Here is a 24,894-nt window from a genome sequence, read left to right as displayed (position 1 = left end):
AGGAAAAGCCGAAGAAGTTCGAAGAACCCGAGGCGATCGCGTCCCTGGAATGATGCGAGCAATTCGGGACGAGATCGAAAGCAGGGACTCAGCAATGCGACAGGTCACCCGCAAGAGCCTGATGACCGTGGCGGCGGCTACGGGGGTGATCGCCGCCGCCGGCGGCTACGCCCACGCCGACTCCGGCGCACACGGGTCCGCCTCCCACTCGCCCGGCGTCGCGTCCGGCAACACGGTCCAGGCGCCGGTGGACGTGCCGGTGAACGTCTGCGGCAACACCGTCGACGTCATCGGCATCCTCAACCCGGCCGTCGGCAACTCCTGCGCCAACCGGAGCGCCGACCACGGCGGCGGAGGCCAGCACATGGGCGGCGGCGAGCACGGCGGAGGCAAGCACGGCGGGGGCAAGCACGGCGGGGGCAAGCACGGCCACGGCGGCGACCAGGGCGGCTCCGGAGCGCACAGCGGCTCGGGCGGCGCACACGCGGGCGGGCACACCGCCCACTCGCCCGGTGTCGCCTCCGGCAACCACGTCGAAGCGCCGATCCACGTGCCGGTGAACGTCTGCGGCAACAGCGTCGACGTCATCGGCGCCCTCAACCCGACGACGGGCAACCACTGCGCCGACGACAGCGCCCCCACCGGCCACGACTACGGCACGCCTCCCGGCGACCGGACCCCCGGCGACCCCGGCACCCAGAACCCCGGCAAGCCGGCCGACTCCGCCCCGGCCGGACCCGAGGGCGCGCCGTCCACCCCGGAACGGGTCACCCCGGCCGGCCACGCGTCCGCGCGGCAGCCCGCCCACGCCGCGCAGCCCGCCCACGCCGCGCAGCTCGCGCAGACCGGCAGTGAGCTGCCCCTGGGCCTCGCCCTGCCGGTCGGCGTGGGCAGCCTGCTCGCGGGCGCGGTGCTCTACCGCAAGGCGCGCGCCTCGGCGTAACCGGCCACGCGCCTACGGCGCCCTCCACGACGGAGCGGGCCCCGCCGCCACGGGGCCCGCTCCGTCTCCGTCGTGTTCAGCTCACCACGTGGCACGCGCCTGGCGGATGATCCGGCGGCGCAGGCGCACCCTACGGCTGCCGTCGCGCAGCAGGCTCAGGCGGTGCAGCTCCCAGTGTCCGTACTCGGCATGGTCCGTCAGCAGACGTGTCGCCTCCTTGCGGGAGACCCCGCGCGGTACGTACACGTCGACAAATTCGTATTCCGGCATCGCATCTATTGTGCGGGCTGGGGCCCGGTACGGATAGCGTCTGCTCTATGTCTGATGCTGCGCAGCCCACCGCTGCCGAGGTACGCGCCGCCGCCGAGGCGGTCAAGACCGCGCTCGACCGCCACCTGGCCGCGGTCGAACGCAGGACGGGGGAGGACGACCCGGCCGTCTACGAGGCGTTCAACCAGCTGGCCGCGGCGGCGGAGGCGTACGACGAACTGCTCTACGACCGCTACGACGAGGTCACCCCCTTCGAGATCCCCGCGGCGGACGACTCGCTGCCGCCGTACGCGGGTCCGGAGGAACCGAACGCGCTGAGCGTGCTGATCCGCCGCGACTACGCCGTGGCGGACCAGCAGCGGCTGCTGGGGCAGGCCCAGCGGGTCGAGGCGGCGGAGTACACCGGCGGCGCCGACGCGGACAGCCGGGCCTCCGGCACCGTCCACGGGGCGCTCGGCCTGCTGTTCGGGGAGTTCGAACCCGACGAGATCGCCTCCCGGCACAAGGAGTTCGGCCTGGAGGAGGGCGACTCCACGCTGTGGGTGGTGGCCGCGGAGGAACCGGCCGAGCCGGGCGAATGGCTGGAGGCGCCCTTCGAGCAGCTCGACCCGCAGCGGGTGGTCTGCCGCTTCGACGTGAGCTCGGTGTTCGACGACGACCTCGACGACCTTGACGCGGCCGACGGCATCGAGGACACCGGTGACATCGACGATGTCGACGACGTGGAGGACGTGGAGGACATCGACGATGTCGAGGACGCGGTGGACGACGTCGATGCCGATGCCGAGGTCGACGACGACGACGATCTCGACACCGATCTGGACGAGGACGTCGAGGACGGGCATCCGGGGTCGCTGGACACGGATCGTGCGGGCCGGGTCGGCGGTGCGGGGCGCGTGGACCGGTAGCAGCAGCGCGGACCGGTAGTCCGGGCTGCTCGGTCCGGGCCGCGGTGACCGACGGCCGGCGGCGGTGGCGAGGGGTTCGACCCGCCACCGCCGCCGTTCGCCGTGTCCCGCCCGTCAGCCGGCCGCCGGCACCTGGGTGCGCAGCAGGGCGGACAGCCGGGTGGTCCGGGGCTTCGCCGGCACCTCGGCGACCGCTCGCGGCAGGGCCTGCTCGACCCCGTGGACCACGGACAGGTGGCGCTCCGCCCGCCCGAAGGCCGTGTAGACCCAGGGGCGGGAGAGGGTCCGCGCGGCGTCCCCGGGCAGCACCACGACCGCCGCCGGCCACCGGGCGCCCACCGCCTGATGGGCCGTCAGCGCCCAGCCGTGCCGCACGGACTGCTCCACCCGCTCGCGCGGGACGACCACGGGGGCGCCCGCCAGGGACAGGTGCAGCCCGTCCGCGTCGGCCTTCACCACCTGGCCCACGACCGTGCGGCCCGGCGCGGGGGAGTAGGCGATCCGGTCCCCGGGGTCGAACCCGCCGAAGCGGCCGGGGCCCGGGTTGCAGCGCTCCTTGAGGGCGGCGTTGAGTGCGCGCGTCCCGGCCGCCCCACCGTGGCCCGGGGTGATCACCACCGTGTGCTCGGGGGCGATCCCGAAGGCCCGCGGCACCGAGTCCACGACGAGCTGCACGGTCCGGTGCACGGCCTCGCCCGCGTCCCGCACCGGGACGATCACGATCTCCTTGCCGGGCGCGTCCACCTGGTTCAGCTCGCCGACACCGATCCCGGAGACCAGTTCGCCGAGCGGACCCGGGTCGGGCGTGCGCGAGGCAACCTGCGGACACGCGCGCGCGGCGAGCAGGTCGGCGAAGACCCGGCCGGGCCCGGCCGACCACAGCACGGCCGGATCCCCGCTGAGCACCAGCCGGGCGGAGTCCGGCAGCGACTCCACCACCATCGCGGCGGCCTCCACGTCCAGTTGCGGGGCGTCCAGCAGGATCAGCAGGTCCACCGCGAGCGCGCCGTCGGTGTCCCGGCCGGGTCCCTCCGCGCCGGAGAGCAGACCCGACAGGGTGACCACGGCGTCGTCCCCCGCGTCCACGACGGAGGCGAGCCGGCGCCGTCCGTCCGGTGCGTGGCAGGCGGCCACGGCGCGCAGACCGAGGGTCCGGGCGGCGGTGAGCAGGGCCGCGGTCTCCGCGCGGGCGGCCTCCCCGCCGGTGTGCAGCACCAGCCCGTGGGCGGCGACCGCGCGGATCAGCTCGGCGGCGCTGCCGCGGGCCGCGGCAGCCGCCGGCTCCCAGTCGGCGGCAGCCTCCTTGGGCGGGGAGTTGACCACCCGTGCGAGGCCGTCGGCGAGGCTCTCCTCGGCGAGCGCGTACCGCTCCAGGCCGACCAGGACCCGGACCGGGCGGGCCTCCTCCTCGTCCTCCTCGGCCTGCTCCCCTGGTGTCTCCCCGGCGCGGTTCACCCCGGCCGAGGCGGCGCCGGGCTCCTCCAGGGCGTCCTGGAAGGCGAGGGCCTCGCCCTCCGCGAGGGTGCTCTGCACCGCCGCGTCCGCGTCCGGCACGCCCTGCCGGTCGAGCGCGGCCGTCAGGGCGGGCAGCTCCAGGGCGGTGTGTCCGGCCAGGGCGGCCTGCTCCAGCAGCCACACCGTCACCGCGCGGCCCCGCCGCTCGTCGTCCGGGGCGCAGTCGGCGCCGAGCAGCGCCCGCGCGAAACCGTCGGCCTGCTCGGGCCGCACCCCGGGGACGCGCAGCAACTGCCAGGGATCCTCGCCCAGCGCCTGCTCCGCGCCCTCGCCGAGGGCGGAGGCGGTCTGCGGCGCCAGCGCCTCGGGCGCGCCGCCGCCGGCCAGGACGCGCCGGACGGCCTCGACGGTCTCCGGCGCGGGCGCCGAGCCCGTGGCGGCGGGTTCCGCGACCACCGGCTGCGGTCGCCGCTCGGGCTCCGGGGCCGGGCGGCGCGGGGTGGGAGCGGGCTCGTCGAACGCGGTGGCGGCGGGCTTCGCGCCGCTCTCCACGGCCCGGACGGCCGCGAGCAGGTCGGCGGCCTTCCCACTGAGCTTGGCGCCGCTGTCGATCGGCTCCTTCTCGGCCTTGCGCCGCTCGATCCGCTCCCGCTCCAGCTTCTGCGCTGCCAGCTCGGCCTCGGCCTCGGAGCGCGCTCCCGCGTCGGCGCCGTCGCCGGTCCCGGAGTCCGCCCCACGGCCGCTGCCGTCGTCGGCCCCGGACCCGGTCGTACCGCCGCCGTCCGCGCCCCCGGAGTCCGTCGTACCGCCGTCGTCTCCGGTCCCGGCACCCGCCGCGGGCCCGCCGCTGTCTGCGTCTTCGGTGCCGGCCGTACCGCCACTGTCCTTCGCCTCGGAGCCGCCCCCGGCGCCCGCGCCCGGCCTGTCCCCGCCCTCCCCGCCGTCCGCGACCACGGGGAACTCGCGCCGCGTCCGCTCCGCGGTCTGAGGGGAGGCGGTGCCGTCGGCCGCGGCGCCGTCGGCAGGCGTGCCGTCGGCAGGTGTGGCCTCGGCGGGTGTGGCCGCGGTGGGTGTGGCGTCGTCCGGGGTCCCCGGCCCGGTGTTCTCCGTCGTCTCGGGGGGCTCCGGCTCCGTGCTCACAGCGTGCTCCAGTCGTGATCGGGATAGCGGTGCACGGGCGCCGACACGTCGTCGAGCGCCCGGCAGATCTCGTCAGGAAGACTAAGGGCCTCCACTGACAACGCGGCCGTGAGCTGCTGCGCGGTGCGCGCTCCGACGATCGGGGCGGTCACGCCGGGCCGGTCGCGGATCCAGGCCAGGGCGACCTGGAGCGGGGTCACCGCGAGTCCGTCCGCCGCGGTCGTCACCGCGTCCACGATGCGGCTCGCGGTGTCGTCCAGGTACGGCTCGACGAAGAGCGCGAAGTGGTCGGAGGCGCCGCGCGAGTCCGGGGGCAGCGCGCCGCCCCGGTACTTGCCGGTGAGGACGCCCCGGCCCAGCGGCGAGGAGGGCAGCAGACCGATGCCGAGGTCCAGCGCGGCCGGCAGCACCTCGCGCTCCACGCCCCGCTGGAGCAGCGAGTACTCCATCTGCGTACTGGCCAGCCGGGTGCGGGCGCCCGGTGCGGCGAGCTGCCAGGTGGCGGCCTTGGCGAGCTGCCAGCCGCAGAAGTTGGAGACGCCGGCGTAGCGGGCGCGGCCGCTGGCGACCGCTATGTCGAGGGCCTGGAGGGTCTCCTCCAGCGGGGTGGAGGAGTCGAAGGCGTGCACGTGCCACACGTCGACGTGGTCGGTGCCAAGCCGGGCGAGGGAGGCGTCCAGGGCGGCGAGGAGATGGCCGCGCGAGCCGTCGAAGCGGCGTTCCGGGTCGGGCACGCTGCCCGCCTTCGTGGAGATGATCAGGTCGCGGCGCGGAACCAGGCCCTCCATGAGCCGCCCCAGCAGGTACTCGGCCTCTCCGTCGCCGTACACGTCGGCCGTGTCGACGAGGGTCCCGCCCGCCTCCCAGAACGTCTTCAAGAGGTTCGCGGCGTCGTGCTCGTCGGTGTCCCGCCCCCAGGTCAGGGTGCCGAGCCCGACGCGGGACACACGCAGGCCGGTGCGGCCGAGATGCCTCTGCTCCATGAACGCCGAGATTACTGGCCAGAACTGGGCCGTGGGTTGCCTGTGGACAACCGAATTCCGGGTGGTCCCGGCCCGGGTTCGGGCAGGCCGGGAACCCGTCCGGTCCGACACGGCCCTCGCCCCACTGCCCTCCCCTCGACGGCGGCCCCGCGCTACTGTCTGCCCGACAGCGTCGTTACTGATCAGTAAGGGGAATCGGCCATGCAGCTCGGGATCAACCTCGGCTACTGGGGTGCCGGAATGGACGCGGACAACCTGGCCGTGGCCCAGGAGGCCGACCGGCTCGGCTACGCCGTGTGCTGGGCCGCCGAGGCCTACGGCTCCGACGCGGCCACCGTGCTCAGCTGGGTCGCCGCCCAGACCGAGCGGATCGACGTGGGCTCCGCCATCTTCCAGATCCCGGCCCGGCAGCCGGCGATGACCGCGATGACCGCCGCCACCCTCGACTCCCTCTCCGGCGGCCGCTTCCGCCTCGGCCTCGGCGTCTCCGGCCCGCAGGTCTCCGAGGGCTGGTACGGCGTGAAGTTCGACAAGCCGCTGTCCCGCACCCGCGAGTACGTCGAGATCGTCCGCAAGGCGATGACCCGGGAGCGCCTGTCGTACGAGGGTGAGCACTGGACGCTGCCGCTGCCGGGCGGCCCGGGCAAGCCGATCAAGCTGACCGTGCACCCGCAGCGCGAGCACATCCCGCTGTACATCGCGGCCATCGGACCGAAGAACCTGGAGCAGACCGGCGAGATCGCCGACGGCGCCCTGCTGATCTTCCCGTCCGCCGACCACCTCGAGGACACCGCGGTCAAGCACCTGCGGGCCGGGCGCGAGAAGGCCGGGAAGACGCTGGAGGGCTTCGACGTCTGCCCGACCCTGCCCCTCGCCGTCGGCTCCGACGACGACGTCGAGCGGCTCGCCGACACCTTCCGCCCCTACACCGCGCTGTACGTCGGCGGCATGGGCAGCCGCAAGCAGAACTTCTACAACCAGCTCGCCCGGCGCATGGGCTACGAGCAGGCCGCCGCCGAGATCCAGGACCTGTACCTGGCCGGTGACAAGGAGGCCGCCGCGGCCGCCGTCCCGCACGAGCTGATCGACCGGACGACGCTGCTGGGCTCGGTCGAGCGGATCGCCGACCGGATGAAGGCCTACGCGGCGGCCGGCGTCACCACCCTCACCCTCGCCCCCGCGGGCTTCACCCTCGACGAGCGCCTGGCCTCGCTGCGGGCGGGCGCCGAGGCGCTGGAGCGCGCCGGCCTGGCGTAGGGGGGAAGGCAGGGCGCCGACCGGCGTGGGGGGAGAGAGGAGGGCCGTCGCCCGGCGAGCAGGTCACCGAGCAGGCCACCCAGCAGGTCATCGAGCAGGTCATCGAGCAGGTCATCGAGCAGGTCACGGAGGGTGTTCAGCGGCCGTGGTGGGGGCTCGGGGGTCTTCCCCGCCACGGCCGTCACGGGGAACAACGCGCCGCGGCCCGCGCGGTCACGCCCCCGGGGCGACCGCGGTGGTCCTCCGTTCGGCGCAGTCGTCCGACACCCCTGTTGCACCCCGCCCCGCGCCGCATTTGACTCGTTCTTCGCGGAACCCTGCGGAGAGGTGCCCCACGATGCTTTCGGCCAAGAGTCTGTTCCAGGAGATCCTCGACCACGACGAGTCCTTCCGGCTGTTCTGCTCCATCGCCGCCGGCGGGGAGGCCCAGGGCGGCTGGGAGAACGCCCGGATCGCGGCGCTCGTCCCGCAGAGCGAACGCGCGCTCGCCCCCAAGATCGCCCGGCACGGCGCCGACGAGGACAAACACGGCCGGATCTTCGCCGCCCTGCTGAAGAAGCGCGGCCTCGACCCCGTCCCCGTGCCGCCCGAGACCGACTACACCATGCTCCTGGAGCGCGGGGGCATCGGTCTCGCCCACGACCGGCTCGAGGCCGACCGGCCGCTGACCGTCCAGGACATCGTCACCTACCTCGCCCACAGCAGGGTCACCGAGCAGCGTGCCTCCGAGCAGATGGCGCTGCTGCGCAGACACTTCGCCGACCATCCCGACATCGGCCGCGCGGTGCGGATGATCTCCGACGACGAGGACAACCACCTCGCCTACTGCCACGAGGAACTGCTGCGCTTCGCGCGTGCCGGACACGGCCGGGCCATCCAGCGGACGCTGCGCGAGAGCGCCCTCGCCGAGATCCGCGTCCACCGCGACGTCAGCCTCGCCGTCATGGCCCGCATGGGCCGCATCCTCGGCTGGTCCCGGCCCCGGGCGGCCCTCCTCGCGGCCGGCATCCACGCCGTGCACGCCTGGGAGCGGTTCGCCGGCTGGCGGCGCATGGTGTCCCTGACGATGCCCGAACGCCGCGACGCCCTCGGCGGACCGGAGACCACCGCTCCCGAGTTCGCCTGAGCCGGAACCAGCCCTCCAGCCGCCCAGCCGTCCAGTCGGCGAGTCGGCCAGCAGCAACTGACCGGGCCAGCCGCGACCCGCCGGTTCAGCCGCAACCGGCCGGGCCAGCCGCGACCCGCCGGTTCAGCCGCAACCGGCCGGGCCAGCCGCGACCCGCCGGCCCAGCCGCAACTGACCGGACCAGCCGCGACCCGCCGGACCGGCTGCGACCGCTCCCCCCGCGCGCGGGAGCCCGCTACATCCACCCCCGGTGCTTGAACAGCCGGTACAGCAGCACCTCCAGAGCCGCCATGACCGCGATCACCGCCGGATACGACCACACCCAGCGCAGTTCCGGCATGTGCTGGAAGTTCATGCCGTAGATCCCCGCGATCATGGTCGGGATCGCGGCCATGGCCGCCCACGCCGAGATCTTCCGCATGTCGTCGTTCTGCCGGACGCTCATCTGCGCCAGGTGCGCCGACAGGATGTCCGACACCAGCCGGTCCAGACCCTCGACGGACTCGTTCACGCGCGCGAGGTGGTCGCCGACGTCGCGGAAGAACGGCCGCGCCTTGTCGTCGACGAACGGCAGCGCCGAACCGACCGACCCCGTGTCCGCGAGCCGGGTCAGGGGCGGTGTCAGCGGGCCGGTCGACCGGCGGAACTCCAGGACCTGCCGCTTGAAGCCGTAGATCCGGGACGCGGTGTGCCGCGAGCCGCCGCCGTCCGGGGAGAACACCTCCGCCTCCAGCTCCTCCAGATCGGTCTGGAGCTCGGTCGCCACGTCCAGGTAGTGGTCGACGGTCGCGTCGGCGATCGCGTACAGGACGGAGGTGGGGCCCTTCGCGAGCAGCTCGGGCTCCTTCTCCAGCCGCTGCCGCACGACCGCCAGTGGAGAGCCCTCGCCGTGCCGGACGGTCACCACGAAGGAGTCGCCGAGGAAGACCATGACCTCACCGGAGGAGACGGTGTCGCTCCGCGGCTCGTACACCACCGGCTTCAGCACCAGGAACAGCGAGTCGTCGTACACCTCCAGCTTGGGCCGCTGGTGGGCCTTGAGGGCGTCCTCCACGGCCAGCGGGTGCAGGGCGAACTCGCGCGTGACGTGGTCGAACTCCTTCTCGGTGGGCTCGTGCAGCCCGATCCAGACGAAGCCGCCCCCGGCACGCGCGTCGTCGAGCGCGTCGGAGAAGTCTGGCGGGCCCTCGGTGCGGTGCCCGTCCCGGTAGATGGCGCAGTCGACGATCACGGAGTGCGTTCCCCTTTCGGCCGTTCACCTGTGCACCAGGACGTATCACCGGTGCCCCCGGCCCTACGCCTACCCTGGGCGGCATGCCCACGCTGATCCTCGTCCGGCACGGACGGTCCACCGCCAACACCTCCGCAGTGCTCGCCGGCCGGACACCCGGCGTCGCCCTCGACGAGCGGGGCGCCGCCCAGGCCGCCGCGCTGCCCGGACGGCTGGCGGAGCTGCCGCTCGCCGAGGCCGTCACGAGCCCCCTGCAACGCTGCCGGGAGACCCTGCGGCCCCTGCTGGACGCCCGCCCCGGACTGCCCGTGCACACCGACGAACGCATCGGCGAGTGCGACTACGGCGACTGGTCGGGACGCAAGCTCGCCGAGCTGAACGACGAGCCGCTGATGGAGGTCGTCCAGACGCACCCCTCCGCGGCCGCCTTCCCCGGCGGTGAGTCCATGCGGGCCATGCAGACCCGCGCCGCCGAGGCGGTGCGCGAGTGGAACGCGCGCGTGGAGCGCGACCACGGCGCCGACGCCGTCTACCTCATGTGCTCGCACGGCGACATCATCAAGTCGCTCGTGGCGGACGCGCTCGGGCTGCATCTCGACCTCTTCCAGCGAATCTCCGTCGAACCGTGTTCCATCACCGCGATCCGTTACACCCGTCTGCGCCCCTTTCTGGTGCGCCTCGGCGACACCGGCGACTTCGCCTCGCTCGTCCCGCGCCAGGAGCCCCCGGCCCAGGAGGCGACGGTCGGGGGCGGTGCGGGCGCACCGTGATCGTCGCCCGCAGTAGGGTGAAGCGGTCCGCATACGCACGTTCACGCATGGACGTTCACGTACCCACGATTCCCAGGGAGACAGGACGTGTCCCGTCAGGTGTTCCTCTACGACCCCCCGGACCGCTTCGTGGCCGGTACGGTCGGACTGCCCGGGCGCCGTACCTTCTTCCTCCAGGCCACCGCCGGCTCCCGAGTGACCAGTGTGGCCCTGGAGAAGACCCAGGTCGCCGCGCTCGCCGAGCGCATGGACGAACTGCTGGACGAGGTCGTACGCCGTAGCGGCGGGAGCGCCGCCGTGCCCGCGATGGCGCCCGCCGAGATCACCGACACCGGCCCCCTCGACACACCGATCGAGGAGGAGTTCCGGGTCGGCACCATGGCCCTCGCCTGGGACGGCGAGGAACAGCGCATGATCGTCGAGGCGCAGGCCCTCGTGGAGCTCGACGCCGACTCCGAGGAGGACCTCGCCGAGGCCGAGGAGCGGTTGCTCCAGGACGAGGAGAACGGGCCCCCGATGCTGCGGGTCCGGCTCACCGGCGCCCAGGCGAGAGCCTTCGCGAAGAGAGCCCTCGACGTCGTCAACGCCGGCCGGCCGCCGTGCCCGCTGTGCAGCCTGCCGCTCGACCCGGAAGGACACGTATGTCCGCGCCAGAACGGATACCGCCGCGGGGCGTGACGACCGCCGACCCCGCGGACGCGGAACTGCTCGCCCATGGCGGGCTGACCGTGCGCGGACGCATCCGTGACGCCTCCAACGCCGCCCTGTACTGCACGGTCGCCCACGACGGCCGGGAGGCCGCCTGCGTCTACAAGCCGGTCGCCGGGGAGCGGCCCCTGTGGGACTTCCCCGACGGCACGCTCGCCCAGCGCGAGGTCGCCGCGTACGCCGTGTCCGAGGCGACCGGCTGGGGGCTCGTACCGCCCACCGTGCTGCGCGACGGGCCCTACGGCGAGGGCATGTGCCAGCTGTGGATCGAGGCGTCCCCGGAGGACGGGCTGCTCGCCCTGGTCGACGAGGAGGAGCCCGGGCCCGGCTGGAAGGCGATCGGGTTCGCCGAGGTCGGCGAGGACCGGACCGCGCTGCTGGTGCACGCCGACGACGAGCGGCTGCGGCGCCTGGCCGTCCTGGACGCGGTGCTCAACAACGCCGACCGCAAGGGCGGCCATCTGCTCACCACCGCCGACGGGCGGCTGTACGGCATCGACCACGGCGTCACCTTCCACGCCGACGACAAGCTGCGCACCCTCCTGTGGGGCTGGGCGGGGGAGCCCCTCACCGAGGAGGCCGTCGAGGTGCTCAGCGGCCTCGCCGGCGCCCTGGAGCCGGGCGGCACCCTGGCGGCCGGCCTGTCCGCACTCCTCACCCCCGCCGAGGTCGACGCCACGCGCGCGCGGACCACCGCGCTGCTGGAGTCCGGCCGGCACCCCGAGCCCGGCGGCGAGTGGCCGGCGATCCCCTGGCCGCCCGTCTGACACGGTCCCGCGGCCCCGGGGATGATCCGTGACCCGCATCCCGCGGACCCGGAGGTGATCCGTGACCCGCATCCCGCGGACCCGGAGGTGATCCGTGACACGTGTCCCGCGGCCCCGGAGGTGATCCGGGACACGTGCCCGAGGACCGCCCAGCACACCACCGGCGCACGCGCAAGAGCGCGTTCCCGGGCGTCCCAGGACCCCCAGCACATCGCCCGCGCAGACGCAAGAGCGCCTTCTCGGCCGTCCGGACCGCTCCGGTTCGTACCCGGAACTTCCGGCCGGTTACGCTCATGACATGCATGCCTGGCCCGCTTCCGAGGTCCCCGCCCTGCCTGGTCAGGGCCGCGACCTGAGGATCCACGACACCGCGACCGGCGGACCGGTCACCCTCGACCCCGGTCCCGTCGCCCGTATCTACGTCTGCGGCATCACGCCGTACGACGCGACCCACATGGGTCACGCGGCGACCTACAACGCGTTCGACCTCGTTCAGCGCGTGTGGCTGGACACCAAGCGGCAGGTGCACTACGTCCAGAACGTCACCGACGTCGACGACCCGCTCCTCGAACGGGCCGAGCGGGACGGCGTCGACTGGGTCGCCCTCGCCGAGCGGGAGACGGCCCTCTTCCGCGAGGACATGACCGCCCTGCGGATGCTCCCGCCGCGGCACTACATAGGCGCCGTCGAGGCCATACCCGGCATCGTGCCGCTCGTGGAGCGCCTGCGCGACGCCGGTGCCGCCTACGAACTCGAGGGCGACGTCTACTTCTCCGTGGAGTCCGACCCGAACTTCGGCACGGTCTCCCGCCTGGACGCCGCCGCGATGCGGCTGCTCTCCGCCGAGCGGGGCGGCGACCCCGACCGGCCCGGCAAGAAGAACCCGCTCGACCCGATGCTCTGGACGGCGGCCCGCGAGGGCGAGCCCAGCTGGGACGGCGGCTCGCTCGGCCGCGGGCGCCCCGGCTGGCACATCGAGTGCGTCGCCATCGCCCTGGACCACCTCGGCATGGGCTTCGACGTCCAGGGCGGCGGCTCCGACCTCGCCTTCCCGCACCACGAGATGGGCGCCTCCCACGCCCAGGTCCTCACCGGCGAGTTCCCCATGGCCAAGGCGTACGTCCACGCCGGCATGGTCGCCCTGGACGGCGAGAAGATGTCCAAGTCCAAGGGCAACCTCGTCTTCGTCTCCGCGCTGCGGCGCGAGGGCGTCGACCCCGCGGCGATCCGGCTCACCCTCCTCGCCCACCACTACCGCAGCGACTGGGAGTGGACCGACCAGGTGCTCCAGGACGCCGTGGACCGGCTCGGACGCTGGCGCGCGGCCGTCTCCCGGCCCGACGGCCCGCCCGCCGACGCCCTGGTCGAGGAGATCCGCGAAGCCCTCGCCGACGACCTCGACGCCCCGGCCGCGCTGGCCGCCGTCGACCGCTGGGCCGCGCTCCAGCAGGAGCGGGGCGGCACGGACACCGCGGCCCCCGGCGTGGTCTCCCGCGCGGTGGACGCACTGCTGGGCGTGGCTCTCTAGCGGCAGCGGCAGCGGCAGCAAGGAAAAGGGGCGGTGCGCCTTCCGGCGCACCGCCCCTTTCCACTCCTGTCCCTCGCCAGTCCTCCAGTCCTCCGACCAGTCCTCCGACTAGTCCTCCGACGATTCGTCGTCGTCGGCGGACTCCCCGCTCGGCTTCGGCGGCTTCGGCGGCCGGGTCCGTTCGCCCGGGGCGGGCGGACCGCCGCCGTCCCGGCGCCGCAGATACCGCTCGAACTCCCGGGCGATCGCCTCACCCGACGCCTCCGGCAGCTCCGCGGTGTCCCGGGCCTCCTCCAGCGTCTGGACGTACTCGGCGACCTCGCTGTCCTCGGCGGCCAGCTGATCCACGCCCACCTGCCACGCGCGCGCGTCCTCGGGCAGCTCGCCCAGCGGGATGCGCACGTCGATCAGATCCTCCAGACGGTTGAGGAGCGCCAGCGTCGCCTTGGGGTTGGGCGGCTGCGAGACGTAGTGCGGTACGGCCGCCCAGAGGCTGACCGCGGGCACCCCCGCGTGCGTGCACGCCTCTTGCAGGACACCGACGATGCCCGTGGGACCCTCGTACTTGGTCTCCTCCAGGTCCATCCGGCGCGCCAGGTCCGCGTCGGACGTGGTCCCGCTGATCGGCACCGGACGCGTGTGCGGGGTGTCGCCGAGCAGGGCGCCCAGGATGACCACCAGCTCCACGCCCAGTTCGTGGGCGAAGCCGAGCAGCTCGTTGCAGAACGAGCGCCAGCGCATGGACGGTTCGATACCGCGCACCAGCACCAGGTCGCGCGGCTTCTCGCCGCCGATCCGCACCACCGACAACCTTGTCGTCGGCCATGTGATCTTGCGGACGCCGGCCTCCATGAACACCGTGGGACGGTTCACCTGGAAGTCGTAGTAGTCCTCGGCGTCCAGCGCCGCGAAGACCTCGCCCTTCCACTCCCTCTCGAGATGCGCGACCGCGGTGGAAGCGGCGTCGCCGGCATCGTTCCAGCCCTCGAACGCGGCCACCATGACCGGGTCGATCAGCTCGGGAACCCCCTCGAGCTCGATCACCCAGTGCCTCCTTCCGACGTGCCCTCGCCTGACCACCCAACCTTACGGCGTCCCGCGGGGGCGCCCGCAGCCCCCTTGCACGGGGGAGTGAACGGATCACTGCCCCGTTCCCCACCCCCGAACACCCGCCTGCCGAAGCGGCTCACAGGCTCGACCTCAGCCACTGCTCCACGCTCGCGATGTGCACCGTCGCCCACGACCGCGCCGCCTCCGCGTCCCGGTCCCGCAGCGCCGCGAGGATCGCCCGGTGCTCGTGCAGGGTGCGGGCGACCGCGTCCTCCTGCGTCAGCCCGCGCCAGATCCGGGCCCGGGTGGTGGGCCCCGACAGGCCGTCGAGCAGGGAACACAGCACCGAGTTGCCCGCGCCCTGCACGATGCCCCGGTGGAACTCCAGGTCGCAGGCGACGAGTTCCTCCACCGACGGCCGGGCGCCGAGCCGGTCCAACTGCGCGCCCAGGGCGTCGAGTTCCTCCTCGCCGATGCGCAGCGCCGCCATCGCCGTCGCGGCCGGCTCCAGGATGCGGCGCACGGCCAGGAACTCCAGGACCGTGTCGTCGCGGTGGAAGTCGACGACGAAGCTCAGAGCCTCCAGCAGCAGTTGCGGGTCGAGGCTGGTCACGTATGTGCCGTCGCCCTGCCGTACGTCCAGGATCCGGATCAGCGACAGCGCCCGGACCGCCTCCCGCAGGGAGTTGCGGGACAGGCCCAGTTCGGCGGCGAGCTCGCTCTCCCTGGGCAGCCGGTCCCCGGGGCGCAGCGCACCGGTGACGATCATGCCTTTGATCTTCTCGATCGCCTCGTCGGTGACTGCCATGACCGGCCTCCCTGTCGTTCATCGCCCAGACATCGGATGTCTAGGCGTCATTATGGGGGCTGACCAGGCGCGTGCCTCCGGTTCTGCGATCACTGACGGCGGGGAGCGGGGAGCGGGGAACCGTCCCGCTCCAGTGGTGCCGGGCCCGGTGTGGCGACCGGTCCCCGGTGCCGGCTCCGGTCTGCGGAGGCCGGTTTCTCGGTGCCGGCCCCGGTGTGCCGAGGCCGGTCCTCGGTGCCGGCCCCGGTCGGGAGGGCGGGCCGGCACCGAAGCCCTCTACTTCTTGTCGAGCAGGTCCTGGACCCCGGCGCGGACCTCGTCCGTGGCCAGGCCGCGGATCGTCAGCGTCGTCCGGCGGCGCAGCACGTCGTCCGCGGTCTCGGCCCACTCGTGGTCCCGGGCGTACACGACCTGCGCCCAGATCTCCGGGGCGTCGGGGTGGACGCGCTCGCCCAGTTCCGGGTTCTCGTTGGCCAGGCGGGCGATGTCGAAGGCCAGCGAGCCGTAGTGCGTGGCCAGGTGCCGGGCGGTGTCGGCGGCCATGCGCGGTCCGGGCGCGGGGCGGTCCACCAGCAGGCGGTGCGCGACCGCGCGCGGGTTGGCGACCCCCGGCAGCGGCAGCTTCTTCGGCAGGGAGGCGATCGGCTCGAAGTCGTCGCCGAGCGGGTGGCCCGGCAGCGCCTCCAGCTTCTGCATGACCGTCCGGCCGATGTGCCGGAACGTCGTCCACTTGCCGCCCGCGACCGACAGCATCCCGCCCCTGCCCTCGGTCACCACGGTCTCGCGCTTGGCCTTCGCCGTGCTGCCGGGGCCGCCCGGCAGCACCCGCAGGCCCGCGAAGGCGTACGTGATCAGGTCACGGTCGAGCTGCTGGTCGCGGACGGAGAACGCGGCCTCGTCCAGGATCTGGGCCACGTCCTTGTCGGTGACCGCGACGTCCGCCGGGTCGCCCTCGAACTCCTCGTCCGTGGTGCCCAGCAGCAGCATGTCCTCCCAGGGCAGGGCGAACGTGATGCGGTACTTGTCGATCGGGGTCGCGAGCGCGGCCCTCCACGGCGACGTCCGCTTCAGGACCAGGTGCGCACCCTTCGACAGGCGGATCGACGGGGCCGCGTTCGGGTCCTCCATCCGGCGCAGGTGGTCGACCCACGGGCCGGTCGCGTTGAGCACGAGACGGGCGTTCACCCCGAACTCGTCACCGGACAGACGGTCCTTCAGCTCCGCGCCCGTCACCCGGCCCCTGGTGAAGCGCAAGCCGGTGACCTCGGCGTGGTTGAGCACGACCGCGCCCGCCTCGACGGCCGCGCGGACCGTCATCAGCGCCATGCGGGCGTCGTTCATCTGGTCGTCGCCGTAGACGGCCACGGCCTTGAGGTTCTCGGTGCGCAGCTCCGGCACGTCCTGCTGCGCCTTGGCGGGGGAGAGCAGGTGCCCCACGCCGTCGCCGAACGCCGACAGCGCGGAGTAGGCGAAGACGCCCGCCCCGAGCTTCGCCGCGCCGTGCGGCCCGCCCTTGTACACGGGGAGGTAGAACGTGAGCGGGTTCGCCAGGTGCGGGGCCACCTGGCGGGAGACCGCACGGCGCTCGAAGTGGTTCTCCGCCACCAGCTTCACCGCGCCGGTCTGGAGGTAGCGCAGACCGCCGTGGAGCAGCTTGGAGGAGGCGGAGGAGGTGGCGCCGGCGAAGTCGCCGGCGTCGACCAGTGCCACCCTGAGGCCGGACTGCGCGGCGTGCCAGGCGGTGGAGATGCCCAGGATGCCGCCGCCGATCACGAGGAGGTCGTACGACGCCTTGGCGAGCTGCTCCCGGGTCTCGGCTCGGCTCGGGTTCGAGCCGGAGGCCGGGTGCGTCCCCAGGGCAGGCACGGACGGCAGGGTGGACTGACTGGTCATATCGGGTTCTTACTCCTCATCAGAGCGTACGCCTGAGCCGTCGCGGGCTGTCGTCAGCTCTCGTCCTCGAGCCAGCCCATGGTCCGCTCGACGGCCTTGAGCCAGCTCTTGTACTCACGGTCGCGGGTCTCCGCGTCCATGCGGGGGGTCCACTCGGCGGCCCGGCGCCAGTTGGCGCGCAGGTCGTCGGTGCTGGTCCAGAAGCCGACGGCGAGCCCGGCGGCGTAGGCGGCGCCGAGACAGGTGGTCTCGGCGACCATCGGGCGCACCACGGGCGCGTCCAGGAAGTCCGAGAGGGTCTGCATCAGCAGGTTGTTGGAGGTCATGCCGCCGTCGACCTTGAGGGCCGCGAGCTCGACGCCGGAGTCCTTCGTCATGGCGTCGGTGATCTCCCGGGTCTGCCAGGCGGTGGCCTCCAGGACGGCGCGCGCGAGGTGCGCCTTGGTGACGTACCGGGTGAGGCCGGCGATCACACCGCGGGCGTCGGAGCGCCAGTAGGGGGCGAACAGGCCGGAGAAGGCCGGCACGAAGTAGGCGCCGCCGTTGTCCTCGACGGAGAGCGCGAGCGTCTCGATCTCGGCGGCGGTGGAGATCAGGCCCATCTGGTCGCGCATCCACTGCACCAGCGAGCCGGTGACCGCGATGGAGCCCTCGAGGGCGTAGACGGGCTTCTCGTCGCCGATGCGGTAGCCGACGGTGGTGAGCAGGCCGTTGTAGGAGTTGACCGGCTTGCCGCCGGTGTTCATCAGCAGGAAGGTGCCGGTGCCGTACGTCGACTTGGCCTCGCCCTCGGCGAAGCAGGTCTGGCCGAACAGGGCGGCCTGCTGGTCGCCGAGCGCGGACGCGACGGGGACGCCGCCCAGGAGGTCACCGAGCCTGCCGCCCGTGACCTCGCCGTACACCTCGGCGGAGGAGCGGATCTCCGGCAGCATCGCCAGCGGCACACCGATGGACTCGGCGATCTTGGCGTCCCACTCCATGGTGTGCAGGTTCATCAGCAGGGTGCGGGAGGCGTTGGTGACGTCGGTGACGTGCCGGCCGCCGTCGACGCCGCCGGTCAGGTTCCAGATGACCCAGCTGTCCATGGTGCCGAAGAGGATGTCGCCGGCCTCGGCGCGCTCGCGCAGGCCCTCGACGTTGTCCAGCAGCCAGCGGGCCTTCGGGCCGGCGAAGTAGGAGGCGAGGGGCAGTCCGGTCTCGCGGCGGAAGCGGTCCTGGCCGACGTTGCGGCCGAGTTCCTTGCACAGGGCGTCGGTGCGGGTGTCCTGCCAGACGATGGCGTGGTGGACGGGCTCACCGGTGTGGCGGTCCCACAGCAGGGTGGTCTCGCGCTGGTTGGTGATGCCGATGGCCTTGATGTCGTCGCGGGTGATGCCCGCCTTGGCGATGGCCCCGGCGACGACCTCCTGGACGTTGGTCCAGATCTCGGTGGCGTCGTGCTCCACCCAGCCCGGCTTGGGGAAGATCTGCTCGTGCTCCTTCTGGTCGACGGAGACGATGCGGCCGTCGCGGTCGAAGACGATGCAGCGGGAGGAGGTGGTGCCCTGGTCGATGGCGGCGATGAACGGGCCGGCGGTGTGGGCGTCGGTCACAGTGTGCTCCTGGAGGTTCCGTGGGTGGGGGCGGTGCGTACGGCGCGTGCCCGCCGTGCGGCGGGGCCGGATGTCCCTAAGCGAACGCGAGGTTGTAGATTCCCGCGGCGATCGCCCCGCCGGCCAGCGGGCCGACGACCGGGATCCAGGCGTAGCCCCAGTCGGAGCCGCCCTTGTTCGGCAGGGGGAGCAGGGCGTGCACGATGCGCGGGCCGAGGTCACGGGCCGGGTTGATCGCGTAGCCGGTCGGGCCGCCCAGGGACAGACCGATGGACACCACCACGAGCGCGGTGATCAGGGCACCCAGGGGACCGAGGCCGTTGCCGTCGTCGTTGAGGCCCTGGGTGAGGACCGCGAGCACCAGCACCACGGTGCCGATGATCTCCGTGGCGAGGTTCTGGACCGCGTTGCGGATCTCGGGGCCGGTGGAGAAGACGCCGAGCACCGGGCCCGCGCCCTTCTCCTGTGCCTCGACGGCCTTGGCCGCCGTGGCCTGCGCGCCCGGACCGCCGACGATCTCGCGGTCGGTGAGGTGCGCGTGGAACTGGCCGTAGTAGGCGGCCCACACCAGGGCCGCGCCGATCATGGCGCCGAGCAGCTGACCGGCCCAATAGACCGGGACGTCGCTCCAGTCGCCGTCCTTGATCGCGATGCCGAGGGTGACCGCGGGGTTCAGGTGGGCGCCGGAGAGCGGTGCCGAGGTGTAGACCGCGGTGAGGACGGCGAAACCCCACCCGAAGGCGATGGCGAGCCAGCCGGCGTTGCGGGCCTTGGAGGCCTTCAGGGTCACGGCGGCGCAGACGCCACCGCCGAGCAGGATGAGTATGGCGGTACCGATGGTCTCGCCTATGAAGATGTCGGAGCTGGACACCCGCGACTCCTTTGTCCTTCGTCCAGGGAAGCCGAACCCCGGGTCCCTCCGGGGTTTCCGGTGCCCTCGAGATGAGAGCGATGCCGGCCCTTGGCGTTGTCACACTCTAGCGCGTATTGCCGGTAGCTGTTCGACAATGCCGACCGATGGACGGGAGTCTTGTCCTGGCGTGACGGGTGAGTCAAGAGTTCTGTTATCCAAAACGGGATCGTTATTGATCGGAATCGGCTATCGGTGGGGGATTGCTCGGGGACCGGCGCACGGTCGGTTCCCACCCGCTGCCGCGCCCGCGCCGAAGAAGCCCATGCCCCAGCTCGCTGCCGCACCCGAGCCGAAGCCCACGCCTCGCCCCGCCGCCGCGCCCGAGCCCGCGTCCTGGCCCGCCCCGCCGCCCTGCCCGGGCTCGTGCCCGCGTCCCGGCTCGGCCCGCCGCCGCGCCCGGGTTCGTGCCGAGTCCCGCCTCGGCCCATTGCCATGCCCGGACTCGTGCCCGCGCCCGGACTCGTGCCCCGCGCCCGGACTCGTGCCTGCGCCCGGACCCGCCGTCGTGCCCGGACTCGTGCCCGCGTCCCGGCTCGGCCCGCCGCTGCGCCCGGGTTCGTGCCGCGTCCCGCCTCGGCCCATTGCCGTGCCCGGGCTCGCGCCCGGACCCGCCGCCGTGCCCGGATCCACGCGGGCGCCTCGGCCGCCCGCCGCCGTAGCCGGGTCCCCGCCGGCGCCTCGGCCGCCCGCCGACGCCCGCCGCCGTGCCCGCGCCCCAGCCCGACGTGCCCCCGGCCCGGCCCGCCGTCACGCCCCGCCCGGGCATGGCGAAAGCCGGGACGACCTCCGTCGTCCCGGTCCGTTCACCTGCGTGTACCGGCGGCCGCCGGTCCGCCCCGCGGCGGCGGCCCGCCGCTCAGAACCGGGCCGCGCCCAGGTCCCGCGACACCGCGCGGGCGCAGTCGCGCACCGCCGCGACCAGCTCGGGCCGCAGCTCGCCCTCCCGGCACACCCGCTCCACCGCGCCGGTGATGCCCACCGCGCCCACCGGCATCCGCCGCCGGTCGTGGATCGGCGCCGCGATGGAGGCGACCCCCTCCCAGGTCTCCTCCACGTCCGCCGCGTAGCCCCGCGCGCGCGTGATGTCGAGGAGCTGCTCGAAGTCCTCCAGCTCGCACACCGTGCGCTCGGTGAAGGGCTTGCGGTCGGCCTCCAGCGCCTCGCTGTGCGCGACCGGGTCGTAGGCGGACAGCACCTTGCCCAGGGCCGTGGAGTGCAGCGGCTGCATGGCCCCGATCTCCAGGACCTGCCGGCTGTCGTCGGGCCGGAAGACGTGGTGCACGATCAGCACGCCCTGCTGGTGCAGCACCCCCAGATGGACGCTCTCACCGCTGGAGCGGGCCAGGTCGTCCGTCCACACCAGCGCGCGCGCCCGCAGCTCGTGCACGTCGAGGTAGGTGGTGCCCAGGCGCAGCAGCTCCGCGCCCAGCTGGTAGCGCCCGGAGGCCTCGTCCTGCTCGACGAACCCCTCCTGCTGGAGGGTGCGCAGGATGCCGTGGGCGGTGCCCTTGGCCAGGCCCAGGGACGAGGCGATGTCCGACAGACCCAGCCGTCGCTCGCCGCCCCCGAGCAGCCGCAGCATCGCGGCCGCCCGTTCGAGCGACTGGATGTTCCGTGCCATCGCCGTCCTGCCTCCGTCCCCATCGCCTGTCCACGGGCGGCATGCGCCACCGTCGTTCGGCAATGTCGAACACTACCGGTCCCTGCCGACCTCCCGCCAACGGTCGGTCGATACGTCTTCACGCCACGCGTGTCCCACGGCGGCCGGGACCGCCGTCCTGGTCCGTCCCGTGGACGCCCCGAACCATAAGCCCACGGTCCCGGATACCCTGGCGGCGTGCGCCGTCCTCGGGAAGCGTTGTCGCGCGCATTTCCGAGGTGACGCAAAGCCGACAGCCGTCGCATCCAAGGGAGCCCCTCCATGGCCTCAGTGCCGCCGACCCTTTCCGCCGACAGCCGGGCCCGTGTGTCCGCGCTCCGCGAGGCCCTCGCCACCCGCGTGGTGGTGGCCGACGGAGCCATGGGCACCATGCTCCAAGCCCAGGAGCCGACCCTCGAGGACTTCGAGAACCTCGAGGGCTGCAACGAGATCCTCAACGTCACCCGGCCGGACATCGTCCGCTCCGTCCACGAGGCGTACTACGACGCCGGCGTGGACTGCGTCGAGACCAACACCTTCGGCGCCAACTTCGCGGCCATGGCCGAGTACGACATCCCCGAGCGGGTGTACGAGCTGTCCGAGGCCGGCGCCCGCATCGCCCGCGAGACCGCCGACGCCTTCGCCGGCCGCGACGGCCGCACCCGCTGGGTGCTGGGCTCGATCGGCCCGGGCACCAAGCTGCCCACCCTCGGCCACGTCGCCTACCGCACCCTGCGCGACGCCTTCCAGCAGAACGCCGAAGGGCTCATCGCGGGCGGCGCCGACGCGCTCATCGTCGAGACCACCCAGGACCTGCTCCAGACCAAGGCCGCCGTGCTCGGCGCCCACCGCGCCCGCGAGAGCGCCGGCCTGGACGTGCCGCTGATCGTCTCCGTCACCGTCGAGACCACCGGCACCATGCTGCTCGGCTCCGAGATCGGCGCCGCCCTGACGGCCCTGGAGCCGCTCGGCATCGACATGATCGGCATGAACTGCGCCACCGGCCCCGCCGAGATGAGCGAGCACCTGCGCTACCTGGCCCGCAACGCCCGCATCCCGCTCGCCTGCATGCCCAACGCGGGCCTGCCGGTCCTCGGCAAGGACGGCGCCAGCTACCCGCTGACCGCCCCGGAGCTGGCCGACGCCCAGGAGAACTTCGTCCGCGACTACGGCCTGTCCCTGGTCGGCGGCTGCTGCGGCACCACCCCCGAGCACCTGCGCCAGGTCGTCGAGCGCGTCCGCGGCCTCAGCCCCGTCGAGCGCAGCCCGCGCCCCGAAGCGGGCGCCGCCTCCCTCTACCAGACCGTCCCCTTCCGCCAGGACACCTCCTACCTGGCCATCGGTGAGCGCACCAACGCCAACGGCTCCAAGAAGTTCCGCGAGGCCATGCTGGAGGCCCGCTGGGACGACTGCGTGGAGATGGCCCGCGAGCAGATCCGCGAGGGCGCGCACATGCTCGACCTCTGCGTCGACTACGTCGGCCGCGACGGCGTCACCGACATGGAGGAACTCGCCGGCCGCCTGGCCACCGCCTCCACCCTGCCGATCGTGCTGGACTCCACCGAGGTCGACGTCATCGAGGCGGGCCTGGAGAAGCTCGGCGGCCGCGCCGTCATCAACTCCGTGAACTACGAGGACGGCGACGGACCCGAGTCGCGGTTCGCCCGGGTCACCCGGCTGGCCCGGGAGCACGGTGCCGCGCTGATCGCCCTCACCATCGACGAGGAGGGCCAGGCCCGCACCCCCGAGAAGAAGGTCGAGATCGCCGAACGGCTCATCGACGACCTCACCGGGAACTGGGGCATCCGTGAGGAGGACATCCTCATCGACACCCTGACCTTCACCATCTGCACCGGTCAGGAGGAGTCCCGCAAGGACGGCATCGCCACCATCGAGGCGATCCGCGAGCTCAAGCGCCGCCACCCCGACGTGCAGACCACCCTCGGCCTGTCGAACATCTCCTTCGGCCTCAACCCGGCCGCCCGCATCCTGCTCAACTCCGTCTTCCTCGACGAATGCGTCAAGGCGGGCCTGGACTCGGCGATCGTCCACGCGTCGAAGATCCTGCCCATCGCCCGCTTCAGCGAGGAGGAGGTCCAGACCGCCCTGGACCTGATCCACGACCGCCGCGCCGAGGGCTACGACCCCCTCCAGAAGCTCATGCAGCTCTTCGAGGGCGCCACCGCCAAGTCCCTGAAGGCCGGCAAGGCCGAGGAACTCGCCGCCCTGCCGCTGGAGGAGCGCCTCAAGCGCCGCATCATCGACGGCGAGCGCAACGGCCTGGAGACCGACCTCGACGAGGCCCTGCTGAGCCGCCCGGCACTCGACATCGTCAACGAGACCCTCCTGGACGGCATGAAGGTCGTCGGCGACCTCTTCGGCTCCGGCCAGATGCAGCTGCCGTTCGTCCTCCAGTCCGCCGAGGTCATGAAGGCCGCGGTCGCCCACCTCGAACCGCACATGGAGAAGTCCGACACCGAGGGCAAGGGCACCATCGTCCTGGCCACCGTCCGCGGCGACGTCCACGACATCGGCAAGAACCTCGTCGACATCATCCTGTCCAACAACGGCTACAACGTCGTCAACCTCGGCATCAAGCAGCCGGTCGCCGCGATCCTCGAAGCCGCCGAGGAACACCGCGCCGACGTCATCGGCATGTCCGGGCTCCTGGTCAAGTCCACGGTGATCATGAAGGAGAACCTGGAGGAGCTCAACCAGCGCGGCCTGGCCGCCGACTACCCGGTCATCCTCGGCGGCGCCGCCCTGACCCGCGCCTACGTCGAACAGGACCTCCACGAGGTCTACGAGGGCGAGGTCCGCTACGCCCGCGACGCCTTCGAGGGACTGCGCCTGATGGACGCCCTCATCGGCGTCAAGCGCGGCGTGCCCGGCGCCAAGCTGCCGGAACTGAAGCAGCGCCGGGTCCGCCCGGCCGCCGCGATCGAGGTGGAGGAGCGCCCCGAGGAGGGCCACGTCCGCTCCGACGTCGCCACCGACAACCCGGTCCCCGAGCCCCCCTTCTGGGGCACCCGCGTCATCAAGGGCATCCAGCTCAAGGAGTACGCCTCCTGGCTGGACGAGGGCGCCCTCTTCAAGGGCCAGTGGGGCCTGAAGCAGGCCCGCACCGGCGACGGACCGACGTACGAGGAACTCGCCGAGACTGAGGGCCGGCCGCGCCTGCGCGGCCTGCTGGACCGGCTCCAGACCGACAACCTCCTCGAGGCCGCCGTCGTCTACGGCTACTTCCCCTGCGTGTCCAAGGACGACGACCTGATCCTCCTGGACGAGCACGGCAACGAGCGCACCCGCTTCACCTTCCCCCGCCAGCGCCGTGGCCGCCGCCTGTGCCTCGCCGACTTCTTCCGCCCCCAGGAGTCCGGCGAGACCGACGTCGTCGGCCTCCAGGTCGTCACCGTCGGCTCCCGCATCGGCGAGGAGACCGCCAAGCTCTTCGAGGCGAACTCCTACCGCGACTACCTCGAACTGCACGGACTGTCCGTGCAGCTGGCCGAGGCCCTCGCCGAGTACTGGCACGCGCGCGTGCGCTCCGAACTGGGCTTCGCCGGCGAGGACCCGGCCGACATCCAGGACATGTTCGCCCTGAAGTACCGGGGCGCCCGCTTCTCCCTCGGCTACGGCGCCTGCCCCGACCTGGAGGACCGCTCCAAGATCGCCGAACTGCTGCGGCCCGAGCGGATCGGGGTCCGGCTGTCGGAGGAGTTCCAGCTCCACCCCGAGCAGTCCACCGACGCCATCGTCATCCACCACCCCGAGGCGAAGTACTTCAACGCACGGTGACCCCCGCGGAGCCTCACCCACGGTGCCCCCGGCGGGACCTCACCCACGGTGAAGCCCGCCTCACCCGGCACGCCGGACCGACACGCCGTACACTGGTCGGTCCACTGCAGGCCGG

General features: G+C 73.1%; 19 protein-coding genes. 9 read left to right on the top strand and 10 right to left on the bottom strand.

Going from position 1 to position 24,894, the window contains the following annotated elements; genetic code table 11:
* Positions 1-94: 94 nt before the first annotated feature.
* Positions 95-943 (top strand): chaplin, encoded by an 849-nt coding sequence (locus tag ACFYWQ_RS27675; RefSeq protein ID WP_389519889.1) that lies wholly within the window; start codon positions 95-97, stop codon positions 941-943.
* An 81-nt stretch (positions 944-1,024) separates the two neighbouring features.
* Here ACFYWQ_RS27675 and ACFYWQ_RS27670 read toward each other — a convergent pair whose 3' ends face one another.
* Positions 1,025-1,213 carry a DUF5703 family protein gene (locus tag ACFYWQ_RS27670; RefSeq protein WP_385066927.1) on the bottom strand — a complete coding sequence of 63 codons (189 nt, stop codon included), beginning with the start codon at positions 1,211-1,213 and terminating at the stop codon, positions 1,025-1,027.
* Positions 1,214-1,260: 47 nt separating this feature from the next.
* On the opposite strand from ACFYWQ_RS27670, the gene ACFYWQ_RS27665 reads away from it, so the two are divergent.
* Positions 1,261-2,121 carry a hypothetical protein gene (locus ACFYWQ_RS27665; protein ID WP_389519888.1) on the top strand — a complete coding sequence of 287 codons (861 nt, stop codon included), beginning with the start codon at positions 1,261-1,263 and terminating at the stop codon, positions 2,119-2,121.
* 114 nt (positions 2,122-2,235) lie between these two features.
* On the opposite strand, the gene ACFYWQ_RS27660 is transcribed toward ACFYWQ_RS27665, so the two are convergent.
* On the bottom strand, positions 2,236-4,716 hold the full coding sequence (locus tag ACFYWQ_RS27660) for a helix-hairpin-helix domain-containing protein (RefSeq protein WP_389519886.1): 2,481 nt from the start codon (positions 4,714-4,716) through the stop codon (positions 2,236-2,238).
* Positions 4,713-5,699 (bottom strand): aldo/keto reductase, encoded by a 987-nt coding sequence (locus ACFYWQ_RS27655; protein ID WP_389519884.1) that lies wholly within the window; start codon positions 5,697-5,699, stop codon positions 4,713-4,715. Before ACFYWQ_RS27655 ends, ACFYWQ_RS27660 begins: the two co-directional genes overlap by 4 nt.
* Positions 5,700-5,900: 201 nt before the next feature.
* On the opposite strand from ACFYWQ_RS27655, the gene ACFYWQ_RS27650 reads away from it, so the two are divergent.
* Together ACFYWQ_RS27650 and ACFYWQ_RS27645 are read left to right on the top strand one after the other, a co-directional pair.
* Entirely contained in the window at positions 5,901-6,956 is a 1,056-nt protein-coding gene (locus tag ACFYWQ_RS27650) for an LLM class F420-dependent oxidoreductase (RefSeq protein ID WP_389519882.1), read from the top strand.
* A 337-nt stretch (positions 6,957-7,293) separates the two neighbouring features.
* Positions 7,294-8,082 carry a ferritin-like domain-containing protein gene (locus ACFYWQ_RS27645; protein ID WP_389519881.1) on the top strand — a complete coding sequence of 263 codons (789 nt, stop codon included), beginning with the start codon at positions 7,294-7,296 and terminating at the stop codon, positions 8,080-8,082.
* 235 nt (positions 8,083-8,317) lie between these two features.
* On the opposite strand, the gene corA is transcribed toward ACFYWQ_RS27645, so the two are convergent.
* The gene (gene corA / locus ACFYWQ_RS27640; RefSeq protein ID WP_389519879.1) at positions 8,318-9,313 is read right to left on the bottom strand and encodes a magnesium/cobalt transporter CorA; all 996 of its coding nucleotides are present in this window, start codon (positions 9,311-9,313) and stop codon (positions 8,318-8,320) included.
* A gap of 83 nt (positions 9,314-9,396) precedes the next feature.
* Between corA and ACFYWQ_RS27635 the strand changes: the two genes are divergently transcribed.
* From ACFYWQ_RS27635 to mshC, 4 genes are all read left to right on the top strand, one after another.
* Positions 9,397-10,083: a histidine phosphatase family protein gene (locus ACFYWQ_RS27635; protein ID WP_389519877.1), complete on the top strand. Its 687-nt coding sequence runs from the start codon at positions 9,397-9,399 to the stop codon at positions 10,081-10,083.
* An 87-nt stretch (positions 10,084-10,170) separates the two neighbouring features.
* Positions 10,171-10,761 (top strand): DUF3090 domain-containing protein, encoded by a 591-nt coding sequence (locus ACFYWQ_RS27630; protein ID WP_385066945.1) that lies wholly within the window; start codon positions 10,171-10,173, stop codon positions 10,759-10,761.
* Positions 10,725-11,558, top strand: coding sequence for an SCO1664 family protein (locus ACFYWQ_RS27625; protein WP_389519875.1), 834 nt, complete (start codon positions 10,725-10,727; stop codon positions 11,556-11,558). Before ACFYWQ_RS27630 ends, ACFYWQ_RS27625 begins: the two co-directional genes overlap by 37 nt.
* A 298-nt stretch (positions 11,559-11,856) precedes the next feature.
* Positions 11,857-13,086 carry a cysteine--1-D-myo-inosityl 2-amino-2-deoxy-alpha-D-glucopyranoside ligase gene (gene mshC / locus ACFYWQ_RS27620; protein WP_389519873.1) on the top strand — a complete coding sequence of 410 codons (1,230 nt, stop codon included), beginning with the start codon at positions 11,857-11,859 and terminating at the stop codon, positions 13,084-13,086.
* 108 nt (positions 13,087-13,194) lie between these two features.
* Here mshC and ACFYWQ_RS27615 read toward each other — a convergent pair whose 3' ends face one another.
* From ACFYWQ_RS27615 to ACFYWQ_RS27590, 6 genes are all read right to left on the bottom strand, one after another.
* The gene (locus ACFYWQ_RS27615) at positions 13,195-14,130 is read right to left on the bottom strand and encodes a PAC2 family protein (RefSeq protein WP_389519871.1); all 936 of its coding nucleotides are present in this window, start codon (positions 14,128-14,130) and stop codon (positions 13,195-13,197) included.
* A gap of 142 nt (positions 14,131-14,272) precedes the next feature.
* Positions 14,273-14,944 carry a FadR/GntR family transcriptional regulator gene (locus ACFYWQ_RS27610; protein WP_389519870.1) on the bottom strand — a complete coding sequence of 224 codons (672 nt, stop codon included), beginning with the start codon at positions 14,942-14,944 and terminating at the stop codon, positions 14,273-14,275.
* 276 nt (positions 14,945-15,220) lie between these two features.
* Positions 15,221-16,837, bottom strand: a complete 1,617-nt coding sequence (locus ACFYWQ_RS27605) for an FAD-dependent oxidoreductase (RefSeq protein ID WP_389519868.1) — start codon at positions 16,835-16,837, stop codon at positions 15,221-15,223.
* 53 nt (positions 16,838-16,890) lie between these two features.
* On the bottom strand, positions 16,891-18,429 hold the full coding sequence (glpK, locus tag ACFYWQ_RS27600; protein WP_389519866.1) for a glycerol kinase GlpK: 1,539 nt from the start codon (positions 18,427-18,429) through the stop codon (positions 16,891-16,893).
* Between the two features lie 76 nt (positions 18,430-18,505).
* A complete protein-coding gene (locus ACFYWQ_RS27595; RefSeq protein ID WP_389519864.1) occupies positions 18,506-19,300 on the bottom strand; it encodes an MIP/aquaporin family protein in 795 nt (264 codons plus the stop codon).
* Positions 19,301-20,198: 898 nt separating this feature from the next.
* A complete protein-coding gene (locus ACFYWQ_RS27590) occupies positions 20,199-20,963 on the bottom strand; it encodes an IclR family transcriptional regulator (RefSeq protein ID WP_389519862.1) in 765 nt (254 codons plus the stop codon).
* Positions 20,964-21,263: 300 nt separating this feature from the next.
* On the opposite strand from ACFYWQ_RS27590, the gene metH reads away from it, so the two are divergent.
* Positions 21,264-24,779: a methionine synthase gene (gene metH, locus ACFYWQ_RS27585; protein WP_389519860.1), complete on the top strand. Its 3,516-nt coding sequence runs from the start codon at positions 21,264-21,266 to the stop codon at positions 24,777-24,779.
* Positions 24,780-24,894: the final 115 nt, after the last annotated feature.

It is taken from the genome of Streptomyces sp. NPDC003247, assembly GCF_042888135.1.
Taxonomy (GTDB): domain Bacteria; phylum Actinomycetota; class Actinomycetes; order Streptomycetales; family Streptomycetaceae; genus Streptomyces.
The sequence above is the reverse complement of the archived record's forward strand: the minus strand, read 5'-3'. Positions and strand labels throughout refer to the sequence as shown.

Coding starts and splice junctions, on each gene's coding strand:
- ACFYWQ_RS27635 (WP_389519877.1), top strand. CDS start 9,397: ATGCCCACGCTGATCCTCGTCCGGCACGGACGGTCCACCGCCAACACC.
- ACFYWQ_RS27670 (WP_385066927.1), bottom strand. CDS start 1,213: ATGCCGGAATACGAATTTGTCGACGTGTACGTACCGCGCGGGGTCTCC.
- mshC (WP_389519873.1), top strand. CDS start 11,857: ATGCATGCCTGGCCCGCTTCCGAGGTCCCCGCCCTGCCTGGTCAGGGC.
- ACFYWQ_RS27655 (WP_389519884.1), bottom strand. CDS start 5,699: ATGGAGCAGAGGCATCTCGGCCGCACCGGCCTGCGTGTGTCCCGCGTC.
- ACFYWQ_RS27610 (WP_389519870.1), bottom strand. CDS start 14,944: ATGGCAGTCACCGACGAGGCGATCGAGAAGATCAAAGGCATGATCGTC.
- ACFYWQ_RS27590 (WP_389519862.1), bottom strand. CDS start 20,963: ATGGCACGGAACATCCAGTCGCTCGAACGGGCGGCCGCGATGCTGCGG.
- metH (WP_389519860.1), top strand. CDS start 21,264: ATGGCCTCAGTGCCGCCGACCCTTTCCGCCGACAGCCGGGCCCGTGTG.
- ACFYWQ_RS27665 (WP_389519888.1), top strand. CDS start 1,261: ATGTCTGATGCTGCGCAGCCCACCGCTGCCGAGGTACGCGCCGCCGCC.
- ACFYWQ_RS27650 (WP_389519882.1), top strand. CDS start 5,901: ATGCAGCTCGGGATCAACCTCGGCTACTGGGGTGCCGGAATGGACGCG.
- ACFYWQ_RS27675 (WP_389519889.1), top strand. CDS start 95: ATGCGACAGGTCACCCGCAAGAGCCTGATGACCGTGGCGGCGGCTACG.
- ACFYWQ_RS27605 (WP_389519868.1), bottom strand. CDS start 16,837: ATGACCAGTCAGTCCACCCTGCCGTCCGTGCCTGCCCTGGGGACGCAC.
- ACFYWQ_RS27645 (WP_389519881.1), top strand. CDS start 7,294: ATGCTTTCGGCCAAGAGTCTGTTCCAGGAGATCCTCGACCACGACGAG.
- ACFYWQ_RS27625 (WP_389519875.1), top strand. CDS start 10,725: ATGTCCGCGCCAGAACGGATACCGCCGCGGGGCGTGACGACCGCCGAC.